The sequence below is a fragment of the Arthrobacter mobilis genome (genome assembly GCF_012395835.1).
GTDB classification, from domain to species: domain Bacteria; phylum Actinomycetota; class Actinomycetes; order Actinomycetales; family Micrococcaceae; genus Crystallibacter; species Crystallibacter mobilis.
Map to the genome: position 1 here is coordinate 37,924 of NZ_JAAZSQ010000022.1, position 25,479 is coordinate 63,402.

Here is a 25,479-nt window from a genome sequence, read left to right on the forward strand (position 1 = left end):
CAATGTTCCTGCACGGCGGCCGGTCATGCCCATGCTCCCCACACCTTCCATTCATCAGGTCGTTCGGCTGCCACTGGCGCCGCCTCGGCTGGTTCCCGCCGGCGTGCCCGCTGTGCGCATCCTCTGCACCCAGTTTGGCCTGCGCCGCGGCCAGGCCTCGCGGGTTTTTCCATTGATACGAAAAAATGGCGGTGATGTTCCGGCCCGGGCCATGGCGGGAACACAATTTGCCGCCCCGCCGGCCAAATTCCCGCGCGAACCCTGTTGGGATTCCGCCATGCTGCCTACTCTTTGCTTAACCGATTCACTCGGCCGACGCCACCTGCCTTATGAGGAGCACCGCATGATCAAACGCATCTTCACCTGCGCCGCCGCCGCAGGTCTGGCTGCAGCCCTGGTCGCCACGCCGGCCGGCCCGGCCGCCGCAGCCAAAGCGAAGGATTCGGACCGCGACGGCATCTCCAACAGCTGGGAAGCCAAGTACAAGCTCAACCCGCGCAGCAGCAAGGACTCCCGCTCGGACTTTGACCGGGACGGTCTGAACAACCTCCAGGAATACAAGCGCAAGGGCAACCCCCGCGACGAGGACACCGACAACGACGGGCAGGACGACAAGGACGAGGTCAGCACGCGCACTGCCCTCAACATCGCCGATACCGACGGGGACGGCATTTTGGACGGCGACGAGGACCGGAACGGCAACGGCATCGCCAACGAGGACGAGGACGATGCGCGGGAACGGTGCTCCGCGGACGACGATGACACCGACGGCGACTTTGTCGCGGACGAGGACGAGAACGAACTCGGCCTCGATGCCGGCTCCGCCGACTCGGACGGCGACGGCGTGGACGACGGCGCCGAAGATGCCGACGCGGACAGCCGGCTGAACGAGGACGAGGACGACAGCAGCAAGGACCGCTGCCTCCGCGACGCGGACGATGACGGCACGGCGGATGAGGACGAGGGCGAAGTCTTGGGCACCATCGCCTCCTACGACGCCGAAACCCAGGTCCTGGTGATCACCACTTCCGACGGCACCACCGTCACCGCGGCCGTGACCTCCCGGACCGAGATCGAAATCGAGTCCGCCGGGGATGACGGCTCCGAAGGCTCCGGCGACGAAGGCACCGGAGGGTCCGACGATTCCGGGAACACCGATGACGAGGGCACCACTGCGGACCTGGTCACAGGCCGGACCGTCGTCGAACTGGACTTCTGGCGCAAGTCGAGGCAGCTGGAGGAAATCGTCCTGGGCTGACGCTTCGTTCCTTCCGGCAGCGGTGGCCGGTGTCCGCACGGACACCGGCCACCGGCATCTCCGCCCGTGGCGGGGCCCCCGGCCGGACAGCAGCAGCCTGGGGCCCCGTGCGCAGAGCGCCCGGGGCAGGCTGCGTACGTTAGCGCCAGAGCCGCCTCCCGCCCCTCGCTCCGCTCGCGGCGGGGCCCTCGGCAGCTTAGGCTGGGCACAGTGACCTTCCCGTTCGGCGACGGCCCGGCACAGCCGCGGCAGGAAAAGAGGCGGACCTGATGAACACACCAACCCCTGCACCGGCATCCACCCACCTGGACGTAGCCATGCTCCATGAACTGGCCGCGGCCCACGGCATCGGCACCTCCTTCTCCGGCTGGGACCAGCAGCAGCGCGACGTCGACCCGGAAACCCTGGTGAAGATCCTGGCCGCACTCGGCGTCCCCGCGGACACCCAGGACCGGCTCGAGGCTGCCCTGGCGGAGGCCGAGCTGGCGCCCTGGCGGCGGATGCTGCCGCCCGCCGTCGTCAGCCGCGCCGGCGCCGACACCCTGGTGCCGGTCCATGTCCGGCACGGGGAGCACGTCCGGCTGTGGATCGAGGCCGAGGACGGCGGCAAGCACCACCCGGTCCAGCGGGATATCTGGGTGGAGCCGCGCATTGTCGACGGCGTGCTGACCGGCCGGGCCACCTTCGGGCTGCCCCGGGACCTGCCGCTGGGCTGGCACACCCTGCACGCCGTCTCCGGCGACACCCGGGCCCGGGCCACGCTCGTGGTCGTGCCGCAGCAGCTCTCCACCGCGCAGCCGCTGGAGCGGCAGCGGGGCTGGGGTCTGGCAGCCCAGCTGTACTCGGTGCGTTCGAAGCGCTCCTGGGGAATCGGCGACTTCGCGGACCTGGCGGACCTGGCAGCCCTCGGCGGCGGGCGCGGGGCGGACTTCGTGCTGGTCAATCCGCTGCATGCGGCCGAACCGGTCCCGCCGGTAACCCCCTCGCCCTACTCACCCTCCACCCGGCGCTTCTTCAATCCGCTGTACCTGCGGATCGAGGCGGTGCCGGAGCTGGCCTACCTGAAGCCCAAAAAACGCGAACGCCTGGCGAAACTGGCCAAGCGGGCACGCCGGCTGAACAAGAACGCGGACATGCTGGACCGGGACAGCGCGTATGCGGCGAAACTGGAGGCCCTTGAGCTGCTGTACGAGGTGCGGCGCTCGCCGGCACGGCAGGCCGCCTTCGAGGCCTTCCGGGCCGAGCAAGGGTCCGGGCTGGCTGATTTCGCACTCTGGTGCGCGCTGCGCGAAGAGCTGGGACCGGAGGACCCGTTCTGGCAGGACCCCGCCGCCGGCCCCGGCTCCGCCCGGGCCCGGGAACTGCGCGGCCGGCTGGACGGGCGGATCGGCTTCCACTGCTGGCTGCAGTGGCTCTGCGACGAGCAGCTGGAAGCGGCCCAGCGCTCGGCCCGCGCCGCCGGCATGCGGCTGGGCGTGGTGCACGATCTGGCCGTCGGCGCGGACCTGGCCAGCGCGGATGCCTGGACGCTGCGGCCGGTGCTCGCCCCCGGGGTAAGTGTCGGGGCCCCGCCGGACATGTACAACCAGCAGGGCCAGAACTGGTCCCAGCCGCCGTGGCATCCGCAGCGGCTGGCCGAGGCCGGCTACGCGCCCTTCCGCGACATGCTGAGCACCGTGCTGCGCCACGCCGGCGGGGTGCGCGTGGACCATGTGCTGGGCCTGTTCCGGCTGTGGTGGGTGCCGGAAGGCAACACCCCCGACCACGGCGCGTACGTGTACTACGACCACGACGCGCTGGTGGGCATCCTCGCGCTTGAGGCGCAGCGCGCCGGCGCCATCGTCGTCGGCGAGGACCTGGGCACGGTGGAGCCGTGGGTGCGCGGTTACCTGGCCGAACGCGGCATCCTGGGCACCTCCATCCTCTGGTTCGAGAACGACGGCGACGGTCCGCTGCCGCCGGAGCGGTACCGCACGCTGTGCCTGGCCAGCGTCAACACCCACGACCTGCCCCCGACCGCCGGCTATCTGGCCGGGGAGCATGTGAGCCTGCGGCAGCGGCTGGGGCTGCTGAACCGGGCACTGGAGGACGAGCAGGCCCAGCACGAGGAGTCCCTGGCCGCGTTCCTGGACCTGGTGCGCCGGCGGGGGCTGCTGCCGCAGGAAACAGGTTCCGCGTCCGGGGCGGACGGCGGGCTGCCGGAGCAAGAGGTCATCGAAGCGCTGCACCGGCTGCTGGCGCAGTCCCCGTCCGTGCTGCTGCAGGTCTCGCTGGTGGACGCCGTGGGCGAGCGCCGGGCGCAGAACCAGCCCGGGACCCGGGATGAGTACCCCAACTGGCAGGTGCCGCTGGGAGATGCCGCCGGCCGGCCGGTGCTGCTGGAGGACCTGGCCGGCGATGCCCGGTTCGACTCGCTGCTGGCCGCTGTCCGGGACGGCCTGCACCAGCGGAGCTGAGGCTGGGGCGCTCCCGCAGTGTCGGCTCCGCCGCCCGTTCACGGCCTGCCCCGCACGCTCCGCGCACAGGGACCCCTGGCCGCTCTCTTGCGGGGCCCTCGCGCCCCAACCTGCCCGTCAGCCGCCGTCGAGGCTGCGGACCGCTTCGGCGATGTCCTCCAGCACGATCGCGGCCTGGCGCCGCACGCTGCCGGCCCCTCCGCCGGCGCCAACGCCTGTGGAGGGGCGCCGGTCGCTCTCCAGTCTGGCCATGGCCGCCGCCTCGGCCGCCGCGGCCAGGGAGTTGCCGGCCTTGGACAGGTACCGGTGCACCCGTCCGAGGCGGCCACCGGGAATCTCCAGGCCCTCGCCGGGGGCTTCGCGCCGGGCAGCCATGCAGCAGCGGCGCACTTCGGGCAGCTGGCCGGAGAGCTCGTTGGCGATCTCCACAAGCTCGGCATAAAGCTGCTCGTCCGCCACGCCCTCAAGGACCTGGTGGTAGCGGTCCAGACCGCGCAGGTAGCGGTCGTGCAGGCGGCGCCAGATGCCCTTGCCCAGCTCCCGGTCGTCCCGGCGTGCCTGCCGGGCGGCACCGAAGAATGCCAACGCTGCTACAGGTACTGGCCGGGACCGGCGTGCTGGCCGTCCTCGCGGGGCGTTTTCGGGCGCGGCGCGTTCTCGGTTTCCATGCCGGTGGCCCGGCGCGGCTCGCCGTCCTCGCCGATGACGACGCCGGGGGCAATCATGGTGCCCGGCGGCAGCTGGCGCATCTGGAGCTGGGCAGCCAGGTGCTGGTTGGCGGCCTGCTGCGCGGCGATGGCCGTCTGGATGCCATGGAAGAGACCTTCGAGCCAGCCGACCAGCTGGGCCTGGGCGATGCGCAGCTCCGCATCCGTCGGAGTGACGTCGGCCGGGAAGGGCAGGTCGATCCGGCTCAGTTCATCGACCAGCTCCGGGGCCAGTCCGTCCTCGAGCTCCTTGATAGAGCGGGCGTGGATCTCGGCCAGGCGGCGCCGGGCGCCGTCATCGAGCGGGGCGCTGCGCACCTCTTCGAGCAGCTGCCGGACCATGGTCCCGATGCGCATGACCTTGGCCGGTTCGTCCACCAGGTCATGCAGGGTCGAGGGCTTGCGCCGCTGGTCCTTTTCCGGCCCTGCCGGCTGCGCCGGCCCGGGCCCGGCGGCCTGGGCGTCGTCGGCAGCGAGGGCTCCCTCGAGTACCTGATCTTCCGACTGCGTTGCCTGCTCTTCACTCATGGTCCCATCTTGCCAGACGGAGGCGGCGGGGCCGGCCTGTCCTACACGGCCATGAGGATGATGCCGGCCAGGGCGGACACGACGCCCACGGCGGTCAGGATCCGGCCCAGGATCCGGGGCACCTGGCCTGCAACCGGTGGCGGTTCCAGCTGCCAGCGGCGGGGATTGCGCCGGTCGTAGTAGACCACCACGTCGGTGCCCGGAACCGGTGCCTCCGCGGACGGGACCAGCGCTTCCTGGATCTGGAACCGGTGGTCGTACCAGCGGTAACCAGCCTTCCCGGCCGCGGCGAAGGCCACGCCGTCGGCGGTGGTCCAGGCACCCTGGGCGCGGCGCATGACCCAGGCAGCCAGTAGCAGCACCAGTCCGGGCAGCAGGCCGATCCAGGTCAGGAACTCGGAGATCACCCCGAGGGCGTCCACGGCATCATGCATGCCATGATGCTATCGGCCGCCCGGCCCCGCGGTCCCCGCGTACACGCCTGTCCGGCATGGTCCGGCAGGTTCCGGGCGGGAGATGAACAAGTATGACCATCCCCTGGCCCGGATCCTGGACGCGGCATCCCGGCGCACCGGGATCAGCAGCACCGGCCCTGCGGATTCCTGTCCTGGCGGTCCATCTTGTCCCGCCAGAACTCCCGTTCGCTCATCGGTTCGGTCCCGGGGTGCACCCGGCGGTGGTGGTCCAGGTAGACCTGGTAGGCGTCCTCGCCCAGCACGGCCTTGACGTACCAGACGAAGCCCTGCCAGCCGGCGCGCACCCTGCCCAGGGCCTGCTCCCCGGCGGCCATTAGTGGCTCCGGTGGAACAGGTGCAGGTGCGGGTGATCCACAGGCAGGGCATTCCACCGGTCCTCGAGCTCCTTCTCGGCCGGGCTGGGGATCAGGCCGGCCGGGGCATAGGTCCGGGAGACCACTGCGGGCTCCTCCGCACTGCGGCCTCCGCCGCTGCGCCAGGACTTGATTGTGGCAATGGCGGCCATGAGGATGACAATGATCGTCAGCACCACGAACACAATGGACAGGGTGCCCTGGACGGTGGTGTTGCGCACCACCGCTTCCATCGAGGCGACGTCCGGGGACGGCCCGAAGCTGGTTTCGCCCCGGGCCAGCGCGTCCCGGTAGGCAAAGTTGTTCGCCCAGTAGCCCACCCGCGGGTCCGGGGAGAAGATCTTCAGGATCGAGGCGGTAATGGTGATGACTGCCGCGAAGGTCAGTGGCACGGCCACCACCCACAGGTACTTGAAGGTCCCTTGCTTGGCCACGATCGCCATGCAGACGGCGAGCGCGATGGCGGCCAGCAGCTGGTTGGCGATGCCGAAGAGCGGGAAGAAGGTGTTGATGCCGCCCAGCGGGTCGGTCACGCCGAGGATAAGGATGTAGCCCCAGCCGGCGACCATGATGGCCGTGCAGATCCACACCCCGGGCCGCCAGGACACGTCCTTGAACTGGGGGATGAAGTTGCCGATGGTGTCCTGCAGCATGAAGCGGGCCACGCGGGTGCCGGCGTCCACGGCGGTGAGGATGAACAGGGCCTCGAACATGATGGCGAAGTGGTACCAGAAGCCCATCATCCCGAGGCCGCCGATCAACCCCTGCATGATCTGGGCCAGGCCCACGGCCAGGGTCGGCGCGCCGCCGGTGCGCGAGACCACCGATTCCTCGCCCACGTTGGCCGCCAGGCTGGTGAGCATCTCCGGGGTCAGGTTCACCCCCGTCAGCCCGAGGCTGTTGACGAAGGCGACGGCGCCTTCCACCGTGCCGCCGGTGGCGGCGGCGGAGGAGTTCATCGCGAAGTAGATGCCGCGGTCGATCGAGAGGGCCGCCACCAGCGCCATGACGGCCACGAAGGACTCCATCAGCATGCCGCCGTAGCCGATGAAGCGGGTCTGGCGCTCCTTGTGCACCATCTTCGGGGTGGTGCCGGAGGAAATCAGGGCGTGGAAGCCGGAGAGCGCGCCGCAGGCGATGGTGACGAACAGGAACGGGAAGAGCGTTCCGGGAACCACCGGGCCGTCGGCGCGGCCGGCGAACTCGCTCATCGCCGGTACGTTGATTTCGGGCCGGACCAGCACGATCGCCACCGCCAGCATCACGATGGTGCCGATCTTCATGAAGGTGGAGAGGTAGTCGCGCGGGGCCAGCAGCAGCCAGACCGGCAGCACCGCGGCGATGAAGCCGTAGATGATGATGCCCCAGGCGATCGTGGTGCGGTCCAGCGTGAAGAGCGCCTGGCCCCACGAGGTTTCGGCGATCAGTCCGCCGGCGACGATCGCGGCGATCAGCAGCACGAACCCGATCAGGGAAACCTCGCTGACCTTGCCCGGGCGCAGGAAGCGCAGATAGACGCCCATGAACAGCGCGATGGGGATGGTCATGGCCACCGAGAAGACACCCCACGGGGATTCGCCCAGCGCGTTGACCACCACCAGCGCCAGGATGGCCACGATGATGATCATGATGGTCAGGGTGGCGATCAGCGCTGCGGTGCCGCCAATGACGCCCAGTTCCTCCCGTGCCATCTGCCCGAGCGAGCGGCCGCCGCGGCGCATGGAGAAGAACAGCACCAGGTAGTCCTGGACGGCGCCGGCCAGGATGACCCCGAAGATGATCCACAGGGTGCCGGGCAGGTAGCCCATCTGCGCGGCCAGCACCGGTCCGACCAGGGGCCCGGCACCGGCGATCGCGGCGAAGTGGTGCCCGTAGAGCACCCGGCGGTCGGTGGCGTGGTAGTCCTTGCCGTCCGCCTTGTACTCGGCCGGGGTCGCGCGCAGGTCGTTGGGCCGGGTGATCTTGTTCTCGATGAGCTTCGAGTAGAAGCGGTAGGCGATCAGGTAGGTGCACACGGCGGCGAAGACGAACCAGATGGCATTGATGGTTTCGCCGCGGACCAGGGCGATCATGCTCCAGGCCACGCCGCCGAGCAGCGCGATGGCCACCCAGAGGGCGATCTTGGCCGGAGGCCACCTGCGTTCCTCCGCCGCCAGCGTGCCGGGGTCGACGGCGACCGGCGGAAGGTTGGGGTCCTGGACCAGGACGTCGGACCGGGAGTGGGCGGGGCCCCGCTCCGCCGGGCGTTCCTCTGACATGGCGCTGGCACCTCTCTCCTTGATCCCTGTCCAGGAATCCTCCCGGAGAGGGACAGACTGTGGATATCCAGCACACTAGCAGCGCCAGGGGCGCCATCACATAGCCGGATGCCGCGGCCACCGGGCCGTCGCTGAAATGCCGCGTTTCTGCGCCCGGCGGCTCACCGGCGCGCCAGGCCCGCCGCCTTTTTCCGGCGGCAGGTCAGGCGGTGCCGACCGCCAGCAGGATCTTGCCCACATGGTCGCCGGAATCGAAGTACTCGTGCGCGGCGGCCGCCTCGGCGAGCGGGAACACCTTGTCCACCTGCGCGGTCACCGCGCCGGAAGCGACCAGCGGCCAGACGTGCTCGGCCACCGCGCGCATGATCGCCGCCTTCTCCTCCACCGGCCGGGCGCGCAGGGTGGTGCCGATCACCGCAGCGCGCTTGCGCATCAGCACGCCCAGGTCCAGCTCGGCCCGGGCCCCGCCCTGCAGCCCGATGACCACCAGCCGTCCGGCGGTGGCCAGCGCCTCGAGATTGCGCGCCAGGTATTTGGCGCCGACGACGTCGAGGATCACGTCCGCGCCGTGGCCGCCGGTGGCCTCCCGCACCCGGGCCACGAAGTCCTCCTCGCGGTAGTTGATCAGCACCTCGGCACCCAGGGCACGGGCGACGTCGAGCTTGGCCCGGCTGCCGGCGGTCACCATCGGCACGGCGCCGAAGGCGCGCACCAGCTGCACCGCCATGGTGCCGATCCCGCCGGCCCCGCCGTGGATCAGCACGTGGTCGCCGGCCTGCACCGCGGCGGTCATGAACAGGTTGGAGAACACCGTGGCTGCGACCTCGGGCAGGGCGGCGGCAGTGGCCAGGTCCACGCCGGCCGGCACCGGCAGCACCTGCCCGGCGGGCACCGCCACCTGCTCGGCATAGCCGCCGCCGGCCAGCAGCGCGCAGACTTCGTCGCCGGGTCCGAACCCGGCCACCCCGTCGCCCACGGCGGCAATCCGGCCGGAAACCTCCAGCCCCGGCACCTCGGAGGCACCGGGCGGCGGCGGGTAGACGCCGCGGCGCTGCTGCACGTCGGCACGGTTCAGGCCGGCGGCGGCGACGTCGATCAGCACCTCGCCGGGGGCCGGGACCGGGGCCGGCACCTCCCGCAGCCGCAGCACCTCGGGTCCGCCTGCGCCGTCGTACAAAACCGCCTTCATGCCCTGCCTCCTTCACTCACCGCGCGGGCCCGGAGTTTTGCCCCCACCCGACCGCCCGTGTCAGACTACAGGGAAGGGAAGGTTGTCCGAGCGGCCGAAGGAGCTGGTCTTGAAAACCAGTAGGCGGCAACCCCGCCTCATGGGTTCAAATCCCATACCTTCCGCACCTTGAGGACCGGCGGCTTCTGCTGAAGCCGCCGGTCCTTTGCTACGCTCGGAAGTGAAGCCGGCCCCGGGTGCGGCGATGCCCGCGGAGGCCGCAGGGGCCGGGCCCTGAAAGGAATCCCCCATGCCCGTTCCTGCAGATTTCACCCCCGGCTCGCCCTGCTGGCTGGACCTGGCCGCAGCGGATCCGGACCGTTCCCGGACGTTCTACACCTCCCTGTTCGGCTGGCAGACCGAAACCGGCGGCGAGGAGTACGGCAACTATGTCCTCTTCTCCAAGGACGGCCTGCCGGTCGCCGGACTGGCCCCGGCCGGGCCGGGGCAGCAGCGGGACAGCTGGTCCACGTATCTGGCCACCGAGGACATTGCCGCCACCACCCGGAAGGTGGTCGCGGCAGGCGGCCAGGTCCTGCGCGAGCCGATGCAGGTCGGCGAACAGGGGACCATGGCCGTGTTCGCGGATCCGGGCGGCGCCCTCGTGTGCGGCTGGCAGCCGGAGACACACCTGGGCTTCGGGCTCAGCGGGGAAGCGGGGGCGCCGTGCTGGTTCGAACTGCTGTCCACCGACTACGCGGCCTCCGTCGCGTTCTACGCCCAGGCCTTCGACTGGAAGACCGAGACGATGAGCGACAGCGAGGAGTTCCGCTACACGCTCAACCGCCCGTACCGGGATTCGACCGCCGGCATCCTCGATGCCGCCGCCACCCTGCCGGCAGGGGCCACCTCGCACTGGCTGGTGTACTTGGGCGCCCCGGACACGGACGATGCGGTGCTGCGGGTCCAGGAGCTCGGCGGCACGGTGATGCGTCCGGCCTGGGACTCCCCCTTCGGCCGGCTGGCCCAGGTGGCGGACCCCGCCGGAGCGGTCTTCATGCTGATTTCGGTCTGATGCGCCCTTCCCGTCCACGAAGTATTTCGTTCACACTTACCGCTGGGTAACCTCGGGTTCATCGGTCCCGGCTGGGCGCATCACGGGTATGCGCCGCAGATCCGGGAAGAACTGGAGAAAGTACCCATGGCTTCATCTGCGAAGTCCACGCTGGGCTGTGTCCTGGCCGCCGGCCTGCTGGCCGGCGGCTTTGCCGCGCCCGCCGTGGCCGATGACACCGCCGCCGCAACAGTGGAGCTGAACCTGCTCAGCATCAACGACTTCCACGGCAGGATCGACGCGAACACCGTCAAGTTCGCCGGCACCGTGGAACAGCTGCGGGCGGAAAACCCGCAGGGAACGGTCTTCACCTCGGCCGGGGACAACATCGGCGCCTCGGTCTTCGCCTCCTCGGTCCAGCGGGACCGGCCGACCATCGACGTCCTCAATGCACTGGATCTGGCTGCCAGCGCGGTGGGCAACCATGAGTTCGACGGCGGGCTGGAGGACCTCACCGGGCGTGTCGCCGCGGCCGCCGAGTACCCGCAGCTGGGCGCGAACGTCTACCGGCGCGGCACCACCGTGCCCGCCCTGCAGGAATACCGGCTCGTCTCGGTCAACGGCCTCACGGTCGGGGTGGTCGGGGTCGTCACCGAGGAAACCGCCGCGCTGGTCAGTCCCGGGGGCATCACCACCATCGAGTTCGGGGACCCGGTGGCGGCCGTGAACCGGGTGGCAGCGCAGCTGAGCGACGGCACCGGGGACGAGGCCGACGTCATTGTCGCCTCCTACCACGAGGGCGCCAACACCGCCTCGGACCTGGCCTCGGCCACCGCGGCCAGCCCCGTCTTCCGGCGGATCGTGAACGAGACCTCGCCGGAGGTGGACGTGATCTTCAACGGCCATACCCACCTGGCCTACAGCTTTGACGCCCCCGTCCCCGGCGCCCCCGGCAGGACCCGGCCGGTGGTGCAGACCGGCTCCTACGGCGAGAACGTCGGCCAGGTGAAGCTCTCCGTCGAGCCGGCCGCCGGCGCGGTCACCGCCCACTCCGCCGCCGTCGTCAACCGCACCGGCACCGCCGACGCGGAGCTGGTGGCCGCGTACCCGCGCGTGGCCGAGGTCAAGTCCGTCGTGGACGCGGCCCTGGCCCACGCCGAGCAGGTGGGTGCCCAGCAGGTGGGGTCGGTCACCGCCGACATCACCACCGCCTTCAAGGACACCGACGGGGACGGCACCGCCGAGCGTGACGACCGCGCCGCCGAATCGACGCTGGGCAACCTGGTGGCGGACTCCCTGCTGGCCAGCCTCGCCCCCGGCGAGCGCGGTGGTGCCGAAATCGGCGTCGTCAATCCGGGCGGCCTGCGCAACGAGCTCTACTACGCCCCGGACGGCAAGGTCACCTACGCCGAGGCCAACGCGGTGCTGCCGTTCCTGAACAACCTGTGGACCACCACGCTCACCGGCGCCCAGTTCAGGACCCTGCTCGAGCAGCAGTGGCAGCGCACTGCGGACGGCACGGTCCCGTCCCGGCCCTACCTGCAGCTGGGCCTGTCGAAGAACGTGCACTACACCTACGACCCGTCCCTGCCCGAAGGCAGCCGGATCACCGGGGTGTGGATCAACGGCCGGCCGCTGGACCCGGAGCGTGGCTACCGCATGGGCACCTTCAGCTTCCTGGCCCAGGGCGGGGACAACTTCCACGTCTTCAACGAGGGCAGCAACACCAAGGATTCGGGCCTGATCGACCGCGACGCCTGGATTGGGTACCTGGGCGGCAACAGCCCGGTCTCCCCCGACTTCGCCCGCCGCAGCGTGGTCCTGCAGGGTGCTCCGGCCCGCATCGCCCCGAGGCAGCAGGTCTCGGTGCAGGTCTCCCGGCTGGACCTGACCTCGCTGGGCAGCCCGGCGAACACCCAGCTGACGCTGGCCTACGTGGATGCCCGGGGTAAGTCCCGGCAGCTAGGCAGCTACCCGGTCGCCGACGGCGCGGCCACCGTGGCGTTCCGCGCCCCGGCCTCGCTGAGGGGCGGCTACTTCGAGCTGGCGGCCGCCGGCTCCGGCACCACCGTCCGCCTGCCCTCCGCCGTCCCCGCGAAGGCCACCCCCGGCTCGGAAAGGAAGGCCGACGCATGAGCGCGCCGACCGGCTCCTTCCCCGCCCTGCGGACCGGTCCCGCCGCGGTCCTGGCCGCCGGCTTCGCCGCCGCGCTGACCGCCGCGCCGGTGTTCCCGGCGGCCCCGGCCGCCGCCAACCCGGCCGGTACCGGGGTGGTCATCAACGAGGCGTACCTCTCCGGCGGCAGCGCCGGCGCCGCGTACCGGAACAAGTTCGTCGAGCTCTACAACCCCACGGACGCCGCCGTGAGCCTGGAGGGCTGGTCCCTGCAGTACCGCTCCGCCACCGGCACCGCGGACCCCACCGGGGTGGTGCCGCTGAACGGCAGCATCGCCCCGAAGGGCCACTTCCTGGTGCAGGCCAGTTCCAACGGCACCAACGGGGCGGAATTGCCCGCCGCGGACGTGGTCAGCACGCTGAGGCCCTCGGGCACCAGCGGCACGCTGATCCTGGCCAGCCAGGCGGACGCCCTGGCCGGGCTGGGCACCGGCGACGTGCGGGACCGGGCCAAGGTGGTGGACCTGCTCGGCTACGGCAGCTCCAACACCTTCGAGGGCAGGGCCGCCGCGGCACCGTCGGGCAATACGGACGTGAAGTCCCTGAACCGCACCGGCGCCGCGGACACCGACGACAACCGTGCTGATTTCGGCCTCAGCCCCGGCATCACCCCGACCGCCTCCGGCACCGGCTCCGGGCCGGACCCTGAACCGGCCGTCCGGGCCATCGCCGATATCCAGGGCACCGGGGCCGCTTCCCCGCTGGCCGGGCAGAGGGTGGCCACGCGCGGCGTCGTCACCGCCGCTTATCCGGCCGGCGGGTTCAACGGCTACTACCTCCAGACGCCGGGCACCGGCGGCGACACCTCACCCCGGTTGCGCACGGCATCGGACGCGGTCTTCGTCTACTCGCCGGCCACCGTCGGCGAGGTCCGGCCCGGTGACCACGTGCAGGTCGCCGGCACGGTCGGCGAGCGCTTCGGGCTCACCGAACTGTCCGTCGCTGAGGGCGGGCTGGAGGTGCTGGCCGAACCGGCGGAGGCCGTCAAGCCGGCGGCTATCGGCTGGCCCGCCGCTGAGGCCGACCGCGAGAAGTTCGAGGGCATGCTGCTCAGCCCGCGCGGGGATTTCACCGTGACCGACAACCACGGGCTCAACCAGTATGGCGAGATCGGCCTGGCCGCCGGTACCGGGCCGCTGCTCCAGCCCACCTCGGTGGGCGCCTACGGCTCGGACGCGTTCTGGCAGCAGACGGAGGAAAACGCCGCCCGTGCCGTCACGCTGGACGACGGCGCCGGTACCGACTACCTGCGGACCGGCCAGGACACCCCGCTGCCCTACCTCACCCCCGGTTCCCCCGTGCGCGTCGGCGCCGCCGTGGACTTCACTTCCGACGTCGTGCTGGACTATCGCTTCAGCCAGTGGCGCTTCCAGCCGCTGGCCCGGCTGACCGCCGGCAACGCGGACACGGTGCAGCCGGCCGGCTTCGGGAACACCCGCACGGACGCCCCGGAGGAGGTCGGCGGCAACATCAGGATCGCCACCTTCAACGTGCTGAACTACTTCACCACCACCGGGGACCAGCTGCCCGGCTGCACCTTCTACACGGACCGGGACGGCAACCCGGTCACGGTCCGCGGCGGCTGTGACGCCCGCGGCGCGGCCAATGCCGGGAACCTGCAGCGCCAGCAGGCCAAGCTCGTCGCGGCCATCAACGGCCTGGGCGCCGACGTCGTCTCGCTGGAAGAAATCGAGAACTCCGCCAAGTTCGGCAAGGACCGCGACGCCGCCCTGGCCACGCTGACCGGGGCCCTGAACCAGGCCCTGGTATCCGCCGGCATGCCCGGCACCTGGGACTACGTCCGCTCCCCCGGGCAGCGTCCGGCCGTGGCGGACGAGGACGTGATCCGCACCGCATTCATCTACAACCGCGCTGCGGTGCAGGCCATCGACGAGTCGGTGATCCTGTCCGACGAAGTGAACTTCGACAATGCCCGCGAACCGCTGGCCCAGACCTTCAAGGCCAGGCACGGTTCGGCCCGGACCAAGTTCATCGTGATCGCGAACCATTTCAAGTCAAAGGGGTCCGCCCCGGCCAGTGGCCCGAACGCGGACCATGGCCAGGGTGGCTGGAACGCGGACCGCGTCGGCCAGGCCCGGGCGCTGGTGGCCTTCGCGGAGGTCCTGAAGGAGCGGGCCGGCACGGACAAGGTCTTCCTGGCCGGGGACTTCAATGCCTACGAGCACGAGGACCCGGTCCGGATCCTCGAGGAGGCCGGCTACATCAGCCAGGGCGCCAGGACCGGCAAGTACTCCTACAGCTTCGACGGCATGTCCGGCTCGCTGGACCATGTCTTCGCCACGGCCCCGGCGGACGCGGCGGTAACGGGGGCGGACATCTGGAACATCAACTCGGTGGAGCCGGTGGCGCTGGAATACAGCCGCTACAACTACAACGCCACCAACTTCTATGCCCCGGACATGTACCGGGCCAGCGACCATGACCCGCTGCTGGTCGGCCTGGACCTGCCCGTGGCACGGGACGAGGCCCGCGCCGGACAGAAGTAGTCCCCTCCCTTTCATCGACCTGGCAGATCAGGCCCGCTTCCCACGTGGAAGCGGGCCTGATCTGCCAGGTCGATGAGAGGGTGGTGCCCGGCCGGCGGGGTCCGGCGCGTCTACGGGCGCTTGGCGGCGCGGTCCAGGATGTCCCGGGCGATGTCGTCGGCGTCCTTGAGCGTCCGGCCGCCGGCGTGCACGGAGGCACCGGCCTCGGCGGCAATGGCGGTGCCCCACTGCACCGAGGACAGCTGCAGCCCCAGCACGTACACCCCCTCGGTCACCTGGCCGTTGACCCCGACCAGCCGGTACGGCGGCCGGGTGACGTCCAGCCCCGAGGTTTCCACCGGCCCGCCCTCAACCCCGAGCATCAGCCGCGGCCGGCCCAGCCCGTCCTCGAGCACCCGGCGCAGCAGCGGGGACAGGGTCCGGCCGACCCGGTTGGCCGGCATCATCGCCTCCACCAGGTAGGCTCCCTCGTGCACGCTCTCCGCCACCCACGGCGAGAAGGCCCGGAACCGGCCGGTGTCCGGGTCCACCTCGAAGTGCGGGTCCGGACCGACGAATTCCACGATCCCCGCGCGGGCCAGCGCCGCCAGCTGCCGGATCCGCTGCGGCGGCGGCCCGCTGGCGAGCCCCTCCACCAGCGGCTCGAACCAGCCGCGCAGCTCGGACTGCCAGGATGCCTCGGTCAGCCCGCCGTCGGCCACCAGCTCCTTGAGCAGCGACCGGCCCGCATTCAGCGCGCCGATGGCCATCTTCAGCGGATCGTCCTCGCCCAACGCCGAGCCGGCCGCATCCTCGTCCAGGTACTCGAGCATCGCCTCGCGGTAGGCCTGCCCCGAGGGGAAGTTCCGGCCGCCGAAGGGCCGGGCCAGCGCCTCCACCTCCAGCCGGCGTGCTTCCGGAATGAATTCGGCCACGTACGCGCGCACCCGGTCCAGCAGGACCCGGCTGCCGGGCGCCGCGTCGAGCGCCAGCAGGTCGTCCAGGCCCGCCAGGAACTGATGCGGGTGGCCCTTGATGATGCCCGGCTCCACCCGGGCGAGCGTGCCGTAGTAGGTGCGCAGCACGTCCCGGTGCAGCAGCGGCCACAAGTCATGGTCGAAACCGGGCTGGATGCCGTTCCCGTAGAGTGCGGCGGCAGCGCTGCGGGTGAAGTACCGCAGCTGCAGGGACGCCGGAAGGTAGCTGTCCAGCACCGCCTTGGCCCGGTACGGGGTGCCCCGCCGGGAGCCGGCCACGATCAGCGGCTCCCGGCCGGAGGGCTCGTAGGCCAGCCGCCAGTCTGCCCCGGGCTTGAAGGTCCCGCCCCGGCCCTCGGTCAGCTGCGCCACCACGTCGAAGAAATTCAGCCCCATGCCCCGCACCAGCACGGTCCGGCCGGCGGGGATCCGGTTCCAGTCCACGTCGGCCGGGACGTTGGGCGGCTGGTACTGCAGCCCGTGCCGGGCTGCCGCGTCCTGCAGGGCCTGTTGCTCGGTATTCAGTGCCGTCGGCAGGTGCCCCAGTGCCAGGACGACGGCGTCGGCGGCCACCGTGCCGCCGTCGGCCAGTGCCAGCCGCCAGCCGCCGCCGGAGCCGGCCAGGTGCACCGCATCGGCGGCATGCACGCTCAGCTGCACCCGGCCCGGTCCCTGCCCGGCCTCGGCGGCCAGGCGGGCGAAGGTCCATTCCAGGTAGCGCCCGTACAGGGCCCGGCTGGCGAAATCAGCCGGCGCCAGGGCGGCGGCTTCCTGGCGGTCGGCGGCCGGAACGGCGCCGATGGTGCCGGCGGCCACCGCCTGGCGCCAGATATCGAAGGCCGTGCCCGCCACCGGCTCGGCCTCGAGCCCGTCGGCGCTGGGACCGGCCGAAGGCACCACCGTGGGGAACAGGGAGGGGGTGTTCATCAGGAAGGTCCGGGGCTGCCCCGGCTGCCAGACATGGCCGGAACCGGGCGGGTACGGATCGATCAGGTGCACCTGCAGGCCGGGACCGTCCCCGCGCAGCCGCAGGTTGGCCAGCAGCCGCTCGAGGACGGAGGTGCCGCGCGGGCCGGCGCCGACGATTGCCACCCGGTACCCTGCGCGCTGCTCCATCCCCCCAGAATATCGCCGCGCCGCGGCCAGCCGCGCCGGAGATCCGGTGGCCGGAGCTGCCTCAGCGCAGCAGTTCCCGCCGGCTCAGCTGCCCGGACGGGCGGCGACCGTGATCCACTCGCCGTCGATGGCGGCGGCCAGGCGCGGAAGCGGTTCGGCCGCGGGCCCGTCGAGCACGGTACCGTTGGCCACGCTGAACCTGGACCCGTGGCAGGGGCAGGCGAACTCGGCCTGCACCGGGGCTACCGTGCAGCCCTTGTGGGTGCAGATGGCGCTGTAGGCCAGGACCGTTTCCTCGTCCGGGCGGTGGATGAGCACCTTCTGTCCGGAGGCTTCCCCGCTGGCGCTGCCGCCGACCGGAACATCGCTGACCCGGCCGACGCGCACCGGAGTGCCGCCGGAGGGGACCGGGGCGGGCGGGGCCGCGGAGCCGCCGCCGGCCTGGCCTTCGTTGCCTGACGGGGCACAGGAGGCCAGTGCGCCTGCCGTACCGGCGGCGGCGGTGGCACCGAGCAGACTGCGGCGTGAGGGCAAGGCATCAGAGGTCATGGCATCATTCTCACCCTGCGGGCTCCTCGGCGCACCGGTTGCCGCCAATCCGCAGCGGCCCGGGCTGTCTTTTTGCGGGGTTTCGGGGTTGCCCGGGTTGTCCGGGAGGCCGTCTGTGCCGGTGCAGGAACAGCCCATGCCGCCAGGGAGCGCCCGACTCCTTAGGATGGTGGCTATGACCCAGCCCGCGGCGCACGAACCCCACGACGAATTCCTCTGGCTTGAGGACATCTACGGCACCGGCCCGCTGGACTGGGTCAGGGGGCAGAACGCCCGCACCGAGGCCAAGCTGGTCAACGCCGAGTTCGCCGGACTCGAAGCCGGCATCCTCGAGGTGCTGGACTCGGACGAGCGCATCCCCATGGTCACCAAGCGCGGCAGCTGGTACTACAACTTCTGGCGGGACAAGGCCAACCCGCGCGGGCTGCTGCGCCGCACCCGCTGGGAGAGCTACCTGACGGACTCCCCCGAATGGGAGGTGCTGCTGGATGTGGACGCGCTCGCCGAGGCTGAGGGGATCGAATGGGTCTACGCCGGCTCCGCGTTCCTGCGCCCGCCGGCCGGGGATCCGGACGGCGGGTACCGGCGGGCGCTGCTGCGCCTGTCCCCCGACGGCGGGGACGCGGTGCGCATCCGCGAGTTCGACGTCGAGGACCGGGCCTTCGTCGACGGCGGCTTCGACATCCCGGTGGCCAAGAGCTACGTTTCCTGGCTGGATGCGGACACTATCCTGCTCGGCACCGACTTCGGTCCCGGTTCCCTCACCAGTTCCTCGTATCCGCGCAGCAGCCGCATCCTGCGCCGCGGTACCGCGCCCGCGGCGGCCGAGGAGTACTTCGAGGTGCCCGCGGACCACATGCTCGCCTTCGCCGGGCACGATGACACGCCAGGCTTCGAACGCGACGTGGCCGTGGACATGATCGACTTCTTCAACTCCCGCACGCACGTGCGCCGGGACGGGGAGTGGGTGGCCGTCGAGGTGCCCACGGATGTGAACGTGGAACTGCACCGGAACTGGCTGCTGCTGCGTCCGCGCACCGACTGGACCCCGGCCGGGCGCACCTTCCCGGCCGGTTCGCTGCTGGCCGCGGACCTGGAACGGTTCCTGGCCGGTGACCGCGAGCCGGCGGTGCTGTTCAGCCCGGACGAACGCACCTCGCTGCAGTCCTGGAGCTGGACCGAGCACTACCTGCTGCTGAACCTGCTCAGCGATGTCTCCTCCCGGATCCTGGTGCTGGACCCGGCCGCCGGCTGGGCCGGCCGGGAGCTGGCCGACTGCCCTCCGCTGCACTCGGTGGAGGCCACCGGCGTCGACGACGAGGACGGGGACGACTACTGGCTGGTGGCCACTGGCTTCCTGACCCCGTCCACGCTCTCGCGCGGCACCCTGGGCCCCGGCGCAGCCGGGACCGGCACGACGGCGGTCAAGGCCTCGCCGTCGTTCTTTGACGCCTCCGGCTACCGGGTGGAGCAGCACTTCGCCACCTCCAAGGACGGCACCCGGGTCCCCTACTTCCAGGTCGGGCCGAAGGACCTGGTCTGCGACGGCGGCAACCCCACCGTGCTCTCGGGCTACGGCGGCTTCGAAATCTCCCGCACCCCCGCCTACAGCGGCACCGTGGGCCGCAGCTGGCTGGAACGGCGCACCGCCGGCGGCCGCGGCGGGGTCTACGTGCTGGCCAATATCCGCGGCGGCGGCGAATACGGGCCGGCCTGGCACCGGGCCGCGCTGCAGGCCAACCGGCACCGGGCCTACGAGGACTTTGCCGCCGTCGCCCAGGACCTGATCGAGCGCGGGGTCACCTCGCGGGAACGGCTGGGCTGCTCGGGCGGCTCCAACGGCGGCCTGCTGGTGGGCAACATGCTCACCAGCTACCCGCACCTGTTCGGCGCCGTCTCCTGCGGGGTGCCGCTGCTGGACATGCGCCGGTACACCAAGCTCTCCGCCGGCTACTCCTGGATTGCCGAATACGGGGACCCGGACAATCCGGAGCACTGGGAGTTCATCCGCACCTTCTCCCCCTACCACCTGCTGCAGGCCGGCACCGAGTACCCGGAGACCTTCATCTGGACCGCCACCTCCGATGACCGGGTGGGCCCGGTGCAGGCGCGGAAGATGGCCGCGCGGATGCTGGGGCTGGGCGTGGAGAACGTCTGGTTCCACGAGGCGCTCGAGGGCGGGCACGCCGGCGCCAGCGACAACAGGCAGGCGGCGCGGCTGCAGGCGCTCTCGAACGCGTTCCTGTGGCAGGCGCTCACCCGCTGAGCCGGATGCCGGCGGGAAGCGGCAGCCTCCCGGGCCGGGTCAGAGCGCGGTCAGGCCGCCGTCGACGGTGAACAGCCCGCCGGTCGCGTAGGCGGACTCGTCGCTGGCCAGGAACACCATGATGCCTTCGACGTCGGCGGCCGTGCCCGCCCGCCCCAGCATGGTGGCATCCACCAGCCCGGCCCGGCTGTCCGGGTCCGTGGCGATGGCCTGCACCAGGGGCGTCTCCGTGTACCCGGGAACCACCGTGTTGACCCGGATGCCGGCCTTGGCGTAGTCGGCAGCCACCACCCGGGCAAGCCCGTGCACGCCGGCCTTGGAACTGGAATACGCGGTGAAGGTCTGTCCGCAGGCGACCACCGCCGTGGGGCTGCCGGTGCAGATAATCGAGCCGCCGCGGCCCTCCAGGGCGCGGACCGCATGCTTGAGCGTCAGGAAGGTCCCGCGCTGGTTGACGGCCACGGTCTTCTCCCAGACCGCGAGGTCCAGGTCCCCGACCTTGGCGTCCTGGCCGAACAGCTGCACTCCGGCGTTGGCCACCACGATGTCCAGCGGCCCGTCCGCGGCAATCGCGGCATAGGCTGCCTCGACGCTGGTTTCGTCCGAAATATCCATGGGCAAGGCGGTGCCGCCGGCGGCCCCGGCAGCCTGCCCGGCGGCGCCGGCATTAATGTCGGCAAAGTACACGCGGGCCCCTTCGGCGGCAAAGCGCCGGGCCACGGCCAGGCCGATGCCTGAGCCGGCCCCGGTCACCAGGGCGGACTTTCCTGCAAGACGGGCTCCCATTGGCTCTCCTGACTCTCTGCCGCGGGGCCGGGTGCGCCGCGGGGATCCTGCGGGTTGGCTGCTCATCCGGTCCGGGCCCGGACCACCGCGGTGGCCCAGGGCTGCAGGACGGCGCGCAGCCGGCGGCCCTCGCCGGAGATGTGCGTCCCCGGCCCACCGGTGCCGATGACCGTTGCCGCCGCCGTGCCGGCGTCGCTGCCGGCCGGCAGCAGGATCTCGGCCGACGCCGGCCGCGGCGAGAGGTTGGCGGCGAACAGCAGGACCGCGCCGGGGACGCTGACCGGGTAGACGGCCACCGGGCCCGGGGCCTCCGGCACCGCCGCCAGCACGGGCGCGCCCTTGAGTGCGGCCAGCTGCCGCAACAGCTGCCCCGCCGGGTACAGGCGCCCGTCCGCGGCGCAGATGCCCCGGGGCCCGGACGGCTCGAAGTAGCAGACGGAGGCCACCCCCTCCGGGGACAGGGCCGCGATGCTGGCCAGGGTCCAGGCCGCCGTGAACGGGCCGGCCTGCAGTTCGTCGCTCTCCGCCGTCCCGGCGGTTCCGCTGGTGGCCACGGCATTGAAGCGCGGCCGCAGGGTCACCGGCCCGACGTGCACCGGGCGGCCGGCCGCCAGGCGCAGCGCGTTCTGCGCGGCGAGCCGCTGCATGGGCACCGACTCGACGATGTGCCGGACGTCGGTGCTGTGCATCTGCGGCGTGATGCTGAACGTCAGGGCAGCGGCATCCCGGGGCATCCGCCCGCTGTTGCGGTTCAGTTCGGTGAAGTGGGCGCGGGTGCCGGCCAGCAGCTGGCCCCGGAAGCCGGCGGCGGCCAGCGCTTGTCCGGCCACCTGCCAGGCTTCGGGCTCGGTGACGTGGCTGGCCGGGTCGAACACCCCCAGCCGGGCAACGCCGTCCAGCCGGCCCGCCAGTGCCGCCGCCACCCGTTCGGGCGCGGCGGTCACCACCCGCACGTCCAGGGCCGCCCCGTGGCCGGCCGCCTCGCGGGCGGCGGCCTCCAGCCTGCTGCCCCACCCGTCCTCCGGGCCGGTGAGTTCCACCAGCACTGCGTCCAGGCCCGGCAGCGGGGGCAGCGTGCCGGGGGCGTCCCCGGCCGCCAGGGCCAGCGGCGGCACGCGGGCCACGGTCCCGCCGACCGTGACCATGGCGGTTGCCGCCGCCGCGGTTCCGGCCGCGGTAGCGGCCGTAGTTCCTGCGGGCCCGGCCGCCTGCAGCCAGATGCCCTGGCGGACCACGTCGCCGGCGGCCACGGACACCGGGAACGGCTTGGACAGCGGGGTGCTGTAGGTCTTGAAGCTCGCGTCGGTCCAGTTACGCTGGTCCTCCGTTTCGAAGACATCCCCGGTGAACGAGAGCGTGAACACGGTGCCTGCATCGGCCCACTCCAGCGCGGCGATGTCGGTGAACGGCTGGTGCGGGCTGATCTCCACCGGAAAGCGCGAGGCCGCAGTGCTGCCGTCGGTCCGGATGACCGTCAGCGCCCGTCCGGCGTCGGACGGCGGGTGCAGGACGACCAGGCCGATCCGGTTGCTGCGGAAGGCGGCCACGGCGCGGCCTTCGAAGCCGACCTCCAGCGCGTCCGGGGACAGCGTGGCCGCGATCCGGCCCTCGTACCGGGCGCCGTGGCCCGCGTAGGCCACCGTGAAGGAGACCGTCCGCCGCTCTCCGTCCCCGCTGATGTCAAGGTCCTGCACCGAAGGTTCCAGGGTGCGCCACTCATGGTCGCGGACCACGGCCTTGACCGCGCGCAGGACGGGGCGCCCGGCGTAGGTGATATTGCCGAGCTCGTCCCCGGCCAGTTCCACCGTCCACGGGCCGGCATGGAGCACACGCACCTCGGGGTCAAGGCGGGGATCCGGGGCAGGGCCGGCGGCCGGCCGGATGGAGTTCTGCTCGGAGAACACGGCGCTGCTCTCTGCCGGACCGCTGCCGATTCGGCGCAGGTGCCGGCGTTGCTCGGGCAGGTTCCTTCGGCGGGACCTGCAGGACGCGGATCACACTGATTATCGAAGCGGACCCGCAACAAGTCAACCGGTTGACCAATATCCGCCGGTCCGGGCTCCTACCGGGCGGATTCGAAGCCGGCCAGCAGGCGCGCAGCCGCCGTCCCCATGTGGGACTCCATGGCGCGTGCGGCCGCCGCAGGGTCGCGGGCCTCCAAGGCCCCGAAAACGGCCCGGTGCTCGGCCAGGGCCGCGGCGGCGTGCCCCTCGTCGGTCAGGGCGCGGTCCACCCAGATCCTGAGCAGGGACCGGATGCTCTGCAGCAGTTCCTGCAGCACCTGGTTTCCGGAGGCGGCCGCGATCTCCCGGTGGAACGCGGCGTCGGCCTCCACGAACGCACTCAGATCCCCCAGGTTCGCCTCCATGGCCGCCAGGCTGTCCCGCATGCGCCCGAGGGCATCGCCGGCGATCCGCCGGGCCGCCAGCTGTGCGGCCTGCACCTCCAGGCCCCCGCGGAGTTCGACCAGTTCGCGCGTCCGGGGCTCGCCCAGCATCAGCCCCCAGCTCAGGGTCCGGGGCAGCAGTTCGGACACGCCGTCGCGCAGATACGTGCCGGAGCCGGGCCGGACCACCACGACGCCGAGGATCTCCAGGGCCGCCAGCGCCTCCCGCACCGCGGACCGGCCCACCCCCAGGGACGCCGCCAGCTGGCGCTCGGCCGGCAGCCGCGTCCCCGGCGCAATGTCCCCGCTGATGAAATAGGCGAGCAGCCGTTCGGCCACCTCCGAGACAACCGAACCCTGCCCCACGGAACCCAGCGCGGCGCTGATCTTGGCCGATGAAGCGGCGGAATTTGCGGACACACTCACAGACTAGCAACCGGCGGGACCACTAAGAAGTCAACCGGTTGACCAATTTTAGTTCCGGCCCTATGGTGGAGATCACGCGCTGCGCTGCCCGGGCCCTGTCCATCCTCGGGGGAGGTCCTTCGCCGCCGCTTCGGAAGGAGGGCGATGAGCACCATCGGACTGAGCACCTACGCCTTCTTCTGGCAGCTCTCGGACCGGGTCCCGGCACCGCTGACCCTCCACCAGGTGCTGGAACGGACCGCCGGCCTGGGCGTGCAGCTGTTCCAGATCTGCGACTACGCCCCGCTCGAGGCCATGGGCGGCCGGGAACTGCAGGCCGTGCGGGATACCGCGGACTCGCTCGGCTTCTCGCTGGAACTGGGCACCAAGGGCATCCGCCGGGAGCACCTGCTCCGGTTCCTCGACACCGCCGGAATCCTGGGATCGCCCCTCGTGCGGACCATGTTCAAGGTCCCCGGGCACTCCCCCACGGTGGACGAGGCGGCACAGATCCTGGCCGGCGTGCTGCCGGCGTTCGAAGCCGCCGGAGTGAAGATCGCCGTGGAAACCTACGAGCAGGTACCGACCGCGGATGTGCTGGAGGTCATCCGCCGCGTCGACAACCCGCTCCTGGGCATCTGCAGCGATCCGGCCAATACGGTCGCGGCGCTGGAGATGCCCCGCGAGGTGATCGACGCGGTCGCCCCGTACGTCCTGAACATGCATATCAAGGACTTTGCGTTCAGCCGCAGGGAAGGGTGGGTCGGCTTCACCTATGCCGGCGCGCCCTTGGGCGAAGGCCTGCTGGACTATGACTACATGGTCCGCAAGCTGCAGCCCAAGGAAAGAAACATCAACCAGATCATCGAGCACTGGCTGCCCTGGCAGGGCTCCGCGGAGGAAACCATCCGCCTCGAAAACCAGTGGACCCGGCAGAGCCTCGATTTCCTAAGGAGCAAGTGACATGCCAGCAGAAGCTTTGACCGTCGCCGTGATCGGGGCCGGGGGCAAGATGGGGATGCGCGTTTCGGCCAACCTGCAAAAGAGCGCCCATACCGTCTTCTACAGCGAGAACTCCCCCGCCGGCCAGGAGCGCGTGCGCGCCGCAGGCCGGGAGATCACCGGCACCGACGAGGCGGTGCCGGACGCCGACGTCGTCATCCTCGCCGTGCCGGACACCGCCCTCGGGGCCGTCTCCGAGGCAGTGGTTCCCTGGATGAAGGCCGGTTCCATCCTGCTCACCCTCGACCCGGCCGCCGCCTACGCCGGCCTGCTGGCCAGGCGCGCGGACGTCACCCAGGCCGTCGCCCACCCGTGCCACCCCTCCGTGTTCCTCGAGCGCACCACCATGGAAGAATGGGCTGACACCTTCGGCGGCCAAGCAGCCCCGCAGAACGTCGTGGCCGCGATCGACGAAGACGCCCCCGGGGAGACCAAGGCCGCCGCCGAGGCCGTCATCCGCGTCATCTACGCCCCGGTCATCGACGTCCACTGGGTCACCGTCAAGCAGTTGGCCGTGCTCGAGCCCACGCTGGTCGAGACCGTGGCCTGCATGATCGGCACCCTGCTCAACGAGGCGCTGCACGAAACCGTGCACACCGTGGGCGTGCCGGAGGAGGCGGCCAAGGCCATGCTGTTCGGCCACGTGCAGATCGCGCTGACCAACGCGCTGCGCGGCTCCAACCCGTTCTCCGAGGCCTGCGAGATCGCCATCCAGTACGGCAGGGACACCATCATCCGGGAGGACTGGAAGAAGATCTTCGACGATGCCGAACTGGACAAGGTGATTGCGCGGATGCTCAAGCTGGAGTCCGCCGCGGACTGACCCGGCCACGCAGGCCGGCCGGGAGGCGGCAGCCCGGCTTCCCTGCGGCCGCCTCCCGGGTTTTGCTCTTCGGGGGCAATTCTGGGTAATCTAGGTGGGCTGGAAACAGCACCATTGGAGACGTGCCAGAGCGGCCGAATGGACTTCACTGCTAATGAAGGGTCGGGGTTAAACTCGACCGGGGGTTCAAATCCCCCCGTCTCCGCGTTTGTGATGTCGCGGGACATCGGTTACGGATGTCCCGCGACAT

At 71.3% G+C, this 25,479-nt stretch carries 18 protein-coding genes, 2 tRNA genes and 1 pseudogene; 10 read left to right on the forward strand and 11 right to left on the reverse strand.

Annotation, left to right across the window (positions count from 1 at the left end; genetic code table 11):
* Positions 1 to 343: 343 nt before the first annotated feature.
* Positions 344 to 1,258 (forward strand): hypothetical protein, encoded by a 915-nt coding sequence (locus HGG74_RS17690; RefSeq protein WP_168488499.1) that lies wholly within the window; start codon positions 344 to 346, stop codon positions 1,256 to 1,258.
* A 269-nt stretch (positions 1,259 to 1,527) separates the two neighbouring features.
* Positions 1,528 to 3,714 carry a 4-alpha-glucanotransferase gene (gene malQ, locus HGG74_RS17695; RefSeq protein ID WP_168488501.1) on the forward strand — a complete coding sequence of 729 codons (2,187 nt, stop codon included), beginning with the start codon at positions 1,528 to 1,530 and terminating at the stop codon, positions 3,712 to 3,714.
* Positions 3,715 to 3,831: 117 nt separating this feature from the next.
* Here malQ and HGG74_RS17700 read toward each other — a convergent pair whose 3' ends face one another.
* The 6 genes from HGG74_RS17700 to HGG74_RS17725 all read right to left on the reverse strand — a co-directional run bounded on the left by HGG74_RS17700 (position 3,832) and on the right by HGG74_RS17725 (position 9,225).
* Complete coding sequence (locus tag HGG74_RS17700) at positions 3,832 to 4,299, reverse strand: hypothetical protein (RefSeq protein ID WP_168488503.1); 468 nt, start codon at positions 4,297 to 4,299, stop codon at positions 3,832 to 3,834.
* Between the two features lie 5 nt (positions 4,300 to 4,304).
* Entirely contained in the window at positions 4,305 to 4,949 is a 645-nt protein-coding gene (locus HGG74_RS17705) for a proteasome activator (protein WP_168488505.1), read from the reverse strand.
* Between the two features lie 41 nt (positions 4,950 to 4,990).
* Positions 4,991 to 5,383 carry a hypothetical protein gene (locus HGG74_RS17710; protein ID WP_168488507.1) on the reverse strand — a complete coding sequence of 131 codons (393 nt, stop codon included), beginning with the start codon at positions 5,381 to 5,383 and terminating at the stop codon, positions 4,991 to 4,993.
* Between the two features lie 143 nt (positions 5,384 to 5,526).
* Entirely contained in the window at positions 5,527 to 5,739 is a 213-nt protein-coding gene (locus HGG74_RS17715) for a YbdD/YjiX family protein (protein WP_168488509.1), read from the reverse strand.
* Complete coding sequence (locus tag HGG74_RS17720; RefSeq protein ID WP_168488511.1) at positions 5,739 to 8,036, reverse strand: carbon starvation CstA family protein; 2,298 nt, start codon at positions 8,034 to 8,036, stop codon at positions 5,739 to 5,741. Before HGG74_RS17720 ends, HGG74_RS17715 begins: the two co-directional genes overlap by 1 nt.
* Positions 8,037 to 8,238: 202 nt before the next feature.
* Complete coding sequence (locus tag HGG74_RS17725) at positions 8,239 to 9,225, reverse strand: NAD(P)H-quinone oxidoreductase (protein ID WP_168488513.1); 987 nt, start codon at positions 9,223 to 9,225, stop codon at positions 8,239 to 8,241.
* A 76-nt stretch (positions 9,226 to 9,301) separates the two neighbouring features.
* On the opposite strand from HGG74_RS17725, the gene HGG74_RS17730 reads away from it, so the two are divergent.
* The 4 genes and pseudogenes from HGG74_RS17730 to HGG74_RS17745 all read left to right on the forward strand — a co-directional run bounded on the left by HGG74_RS17730 (position 9,302) and on the right by HGG74_RS17745 (position 14,940).
* Positions 9,302 to 9,389, forward strand: a tRNA-Ser gene (locus HGG74_RS17730).
* Between the two features lie 125 nt (positions 9,390 to 9,514).
* Positions 9,515 to 10,279, forward strand: a complete 765-nt coding sequence (locus HGG74_RS17735; RefSeq protein WP_168488515.1) for a VOC family protein — start codon at positions 9,515 to 9,517, stop codon at positions 10,277 to 10,279.
* A 225-nt stretch (positions 10,280 to 10,504) separates the two neighbouring features.
* Positions 10,505 to 12,355: pseudogene (locus HGG74_RS17740) on the forward strand (bifunctional metallophosphatase/5'-nucleotidase); the annotation flags it as partial.
* Positions 12,356 to 12,390: 35 nt separating this feature from the next.
* Positions 12,391 to 14,940 carry an ExeM/NucH family extracellular endonuclease gene (locus HGG74_RS17745; RefSeq protein WP_168488519.1) on the forward strand — a complete coding sequence of 850 codons (2,550 nt, stop codon included), beginning with the start codon at positions 12,391 to 12,393 and terminating at the stop codon, positions 14,938 to 14,940.
* 110 nt (positions 14,941 to 15,050) lie between these two features.
* Here the strand turns inward: HGG74_RS17745 and HGG74_RS17750 are convergent, their stop codons facing one another.
* On the reverse strand, positions 15,051 to 17,012 hold the full coding sequence (locus HGG74_RS17750) for an FAD/NAD(P)-binding protein (RefSeq protein WP_168488520.1): 1,962 nt from the start codon (positions 17,010 to 17,012) through the stop codon (positions 15,051 to 15,053).
* Between the two features lie 84 nt (positions 17,013 to 17,096).
* Entirely contained in the window at positions 17,097 to 17,561 is a 465-nt protein-coding gene (locus HGG74_RS17755) for a QcrA and Rieske domain-containing protein (protein WP_246263014.1), read from the reverse strand.
* Positions 17,562 to 17,727: 166 nt separating this feature from the next.
* Here HGG74_RS17755 and HGG74_RS17760 point away from each other — a divergent pair, with 166 nt between their 5' ends.
* Entirely contained in the window at positions 17,728 to 19,827 is a 2,100-nt protein-coding gene (locus tag HGG74_RS17760; RefSeq protein ID WP_376766156.1) for a prolyl oligopeptidase family serine peptidase, read from the forward strand.
* 39 nt (positions 19,828 to 19,866) lie between these two features.
* On the opposite strand, the gene HGG74_RS17765 is transcribed toward HGG74_RS17760, so the two are convergent.
* The 3 genes from HGG74_RS17765 to HGG74_RS17775 form a co-directional block, all read right to left on the reverse strand.
* Positions 19,867 to 20,613, reverse strand: a complete 747-nt coding sequence (locus HGG74_RS17765; RefSeq protein ID WP_168488526.1) for an SDR family NAD(P)-dependent oxidoreductase — start codon at positions 20,611 to 20,613, stop codon at positions 19,867 to 19,869.
* A 62-nt stretch (positions 20,614 to 20,675) separates the two neighbouring features.
* Positions 20,676 to 22,517: a D-apionate lactonase family protein gene (locus HGG74_RS17770; protein WP_168488528.1), complete on the reverse strand. Its 1,842-nt coding sequence runs from the start codon at positions 22,515 to 22,517 to the stop codon at positions 20,676 to 20,678.
* Between the two features lie 158 nt (positions 22,518 to 22,675).
* A complete protein-coding gene (locus tag HGG74_RS17775) occupies positions 22,676 to 23,419 on the reverse strand; it encodes a FadR/GntR family transcriptional regulator (RefSeq protein WP_168488530.1) in 744 nt (247 codons plus the stop codon).
* Positions 23,420 to 23,569: 150 nt separating this feature from the next.
* On the opposite strand from HGG74_RS17775, the gene HGG74_RS17780 reads away from it, so the two are divergent.
* The 3 genes from HGG74_RS17780 to HGG74_RS17790 all read left to right on the forward strand — a co-directional run bounded on the left by HGG74_RS17780 (position 23,570) and on the right by HGG74_RS17790 (position 25,434).
* Positions 23,570 to 24,367 carry a sugar phosphate isomerase/epimerase family protein gene (locus HGG74_RS17780; protein ID WP_168488532.1) on the forward strand — a complete coding sequence of 266 codons (798 nt, stop codon included), beginning with the start codon at positions 23,570 to 23,572 and terminating at the stop codon, positions 24,365 to 24,367.
* Between the two features lies 1 nt (position 24,368).
* Positions 24,369 to 25,229 carry a phosphogluconate dehydrogenase C-terminal domain-containing protein gene (locus HGG74_RS17785; protein ID WP_168488534.1) on the forward strand — a complete coding sequence of 287 codons (861 nt, stop codon included), beginning with the start codon at positions 24,369 to 24,371 and terminating at the stop codon, positions 25,227 to 25,229.
* A 116-nt stretch (positions 25,230 to 25,345) separates the two neighbouring features.
* Positions 25,346 to 25,434, forward strand: a tRNA-Ser gene (locus tag HGG74_RS17790).
* The last annotated feature ends 45 nt before the right edge of the window (positions 25,435 to 25,479 follow it).

Bases quoted from the DNA above. Each gene is read 5' to 3' on its own strand.
- HGG74_RS17690 (WP_168488499.1), top strand. From the start codon at position 344: ATGATCAAACGCATCTTCACCTGCGCCGCCGCCGCAGGTCTGGCTGCA.
- malQ (WP_168488501.1), top strand. From the start codon at position 1,528: ATGAACACACCAACCCCTGCACCGGCATCCACCCACCTGGACGTAGCC.
- HGG74_RS17705 (WP_168488505.1), bottom strand. From the start codon at position 4,949: ATGAGTGAAGAGCAGGCAACGCAGTCGGAAGATCAGGTACTCGAGGGA.
- HGG74_RS17710 (WP_168488507.1), bottom strand. From the start codon at position 5,383: ATGCATGATGCCGTGGACGCCCTCGGGGTGATCTCCGAGTTCCTGACC.
- HGG74_RS17715 (WP_168488509.1), bottom strand. From the start codon at position 5,739: ATGGCCGCCGGGGAGCAGGCCCTGGGCAGGGTGCGCGCCGGCTGGCAG.
- HGG74_RS17720 (WP_168488511.1), bottom strand. From the start codon at position 8,036: ATGTCAGAGGAACGCCCGGCGGAGCGGGGCCCCGCCCACTCCCGGTCC.
- HGG74_RS17725 (WP_168488513.1), bottom strand. From the start codon at position 9,225: ATGAAGGCGGTTTTGTACGACGGCGCAGGCGGACCCGAGGTGCTGCGG.
- HGG74_RS17735 (WP_168488515.1), top strand. From the start codon at position 9,515: ATGCCCGTTCCTGCAGATTTCACCCCCGGCTCGCCCTGCTGGCTGGAC.
- HGG74_RS17745 (WP_168488519.1), top strand. From the start codon at position 12,391: ATGAGCGCGCCGACCGGCTCCTTCCCCGCCCTGCGGACCGGTCCCGCC.
- HGG74_RS17750 (WP_168488520.1), bottom strand. From the start codon at position 17,012: ATGGAGCAGCGCGCAGGGTACCGGGTGGCAATCGTCGGCGCCGGCCCG.
- HGG74_RS17755 (WP_246263014.1), bottom strand. From the start codon at position 17,561: ATGACCTCTGATGCCTTGCCCTCACGCCGCAGTCTGCTCGGTGCCACC.
- HGG74_RS17760 (WP_376766156.1), top strand. From the start codon at position 17,728: ATGGTGGCTATGACCCAGCCCGCGGCGCACGAACCCCACGACGAATTC.
- HGG74_RS17765 (WP_168488526.1), bottom strand. From the start codon at position 20,613: ATGGGAGCCCGTCTTGCAGGAAAGTCCGCCCTGGTGACCGGGGCCGGC.
- HGG74_RS17780 (WP_168488532.1), top strand. From the start codon at position 23,570: ATGAGCACCATCGGACTGAGCACCTACGCCTTCTTCTGGCAGCTCTCG.
- HGG74_RS17785 (WP_168488534.1), top strand. From the start codon at position 24,369: ATGCCAGCAGAAGCTTTGACCGTCGCCGTGATCGGGGCCGGGGGCAAG.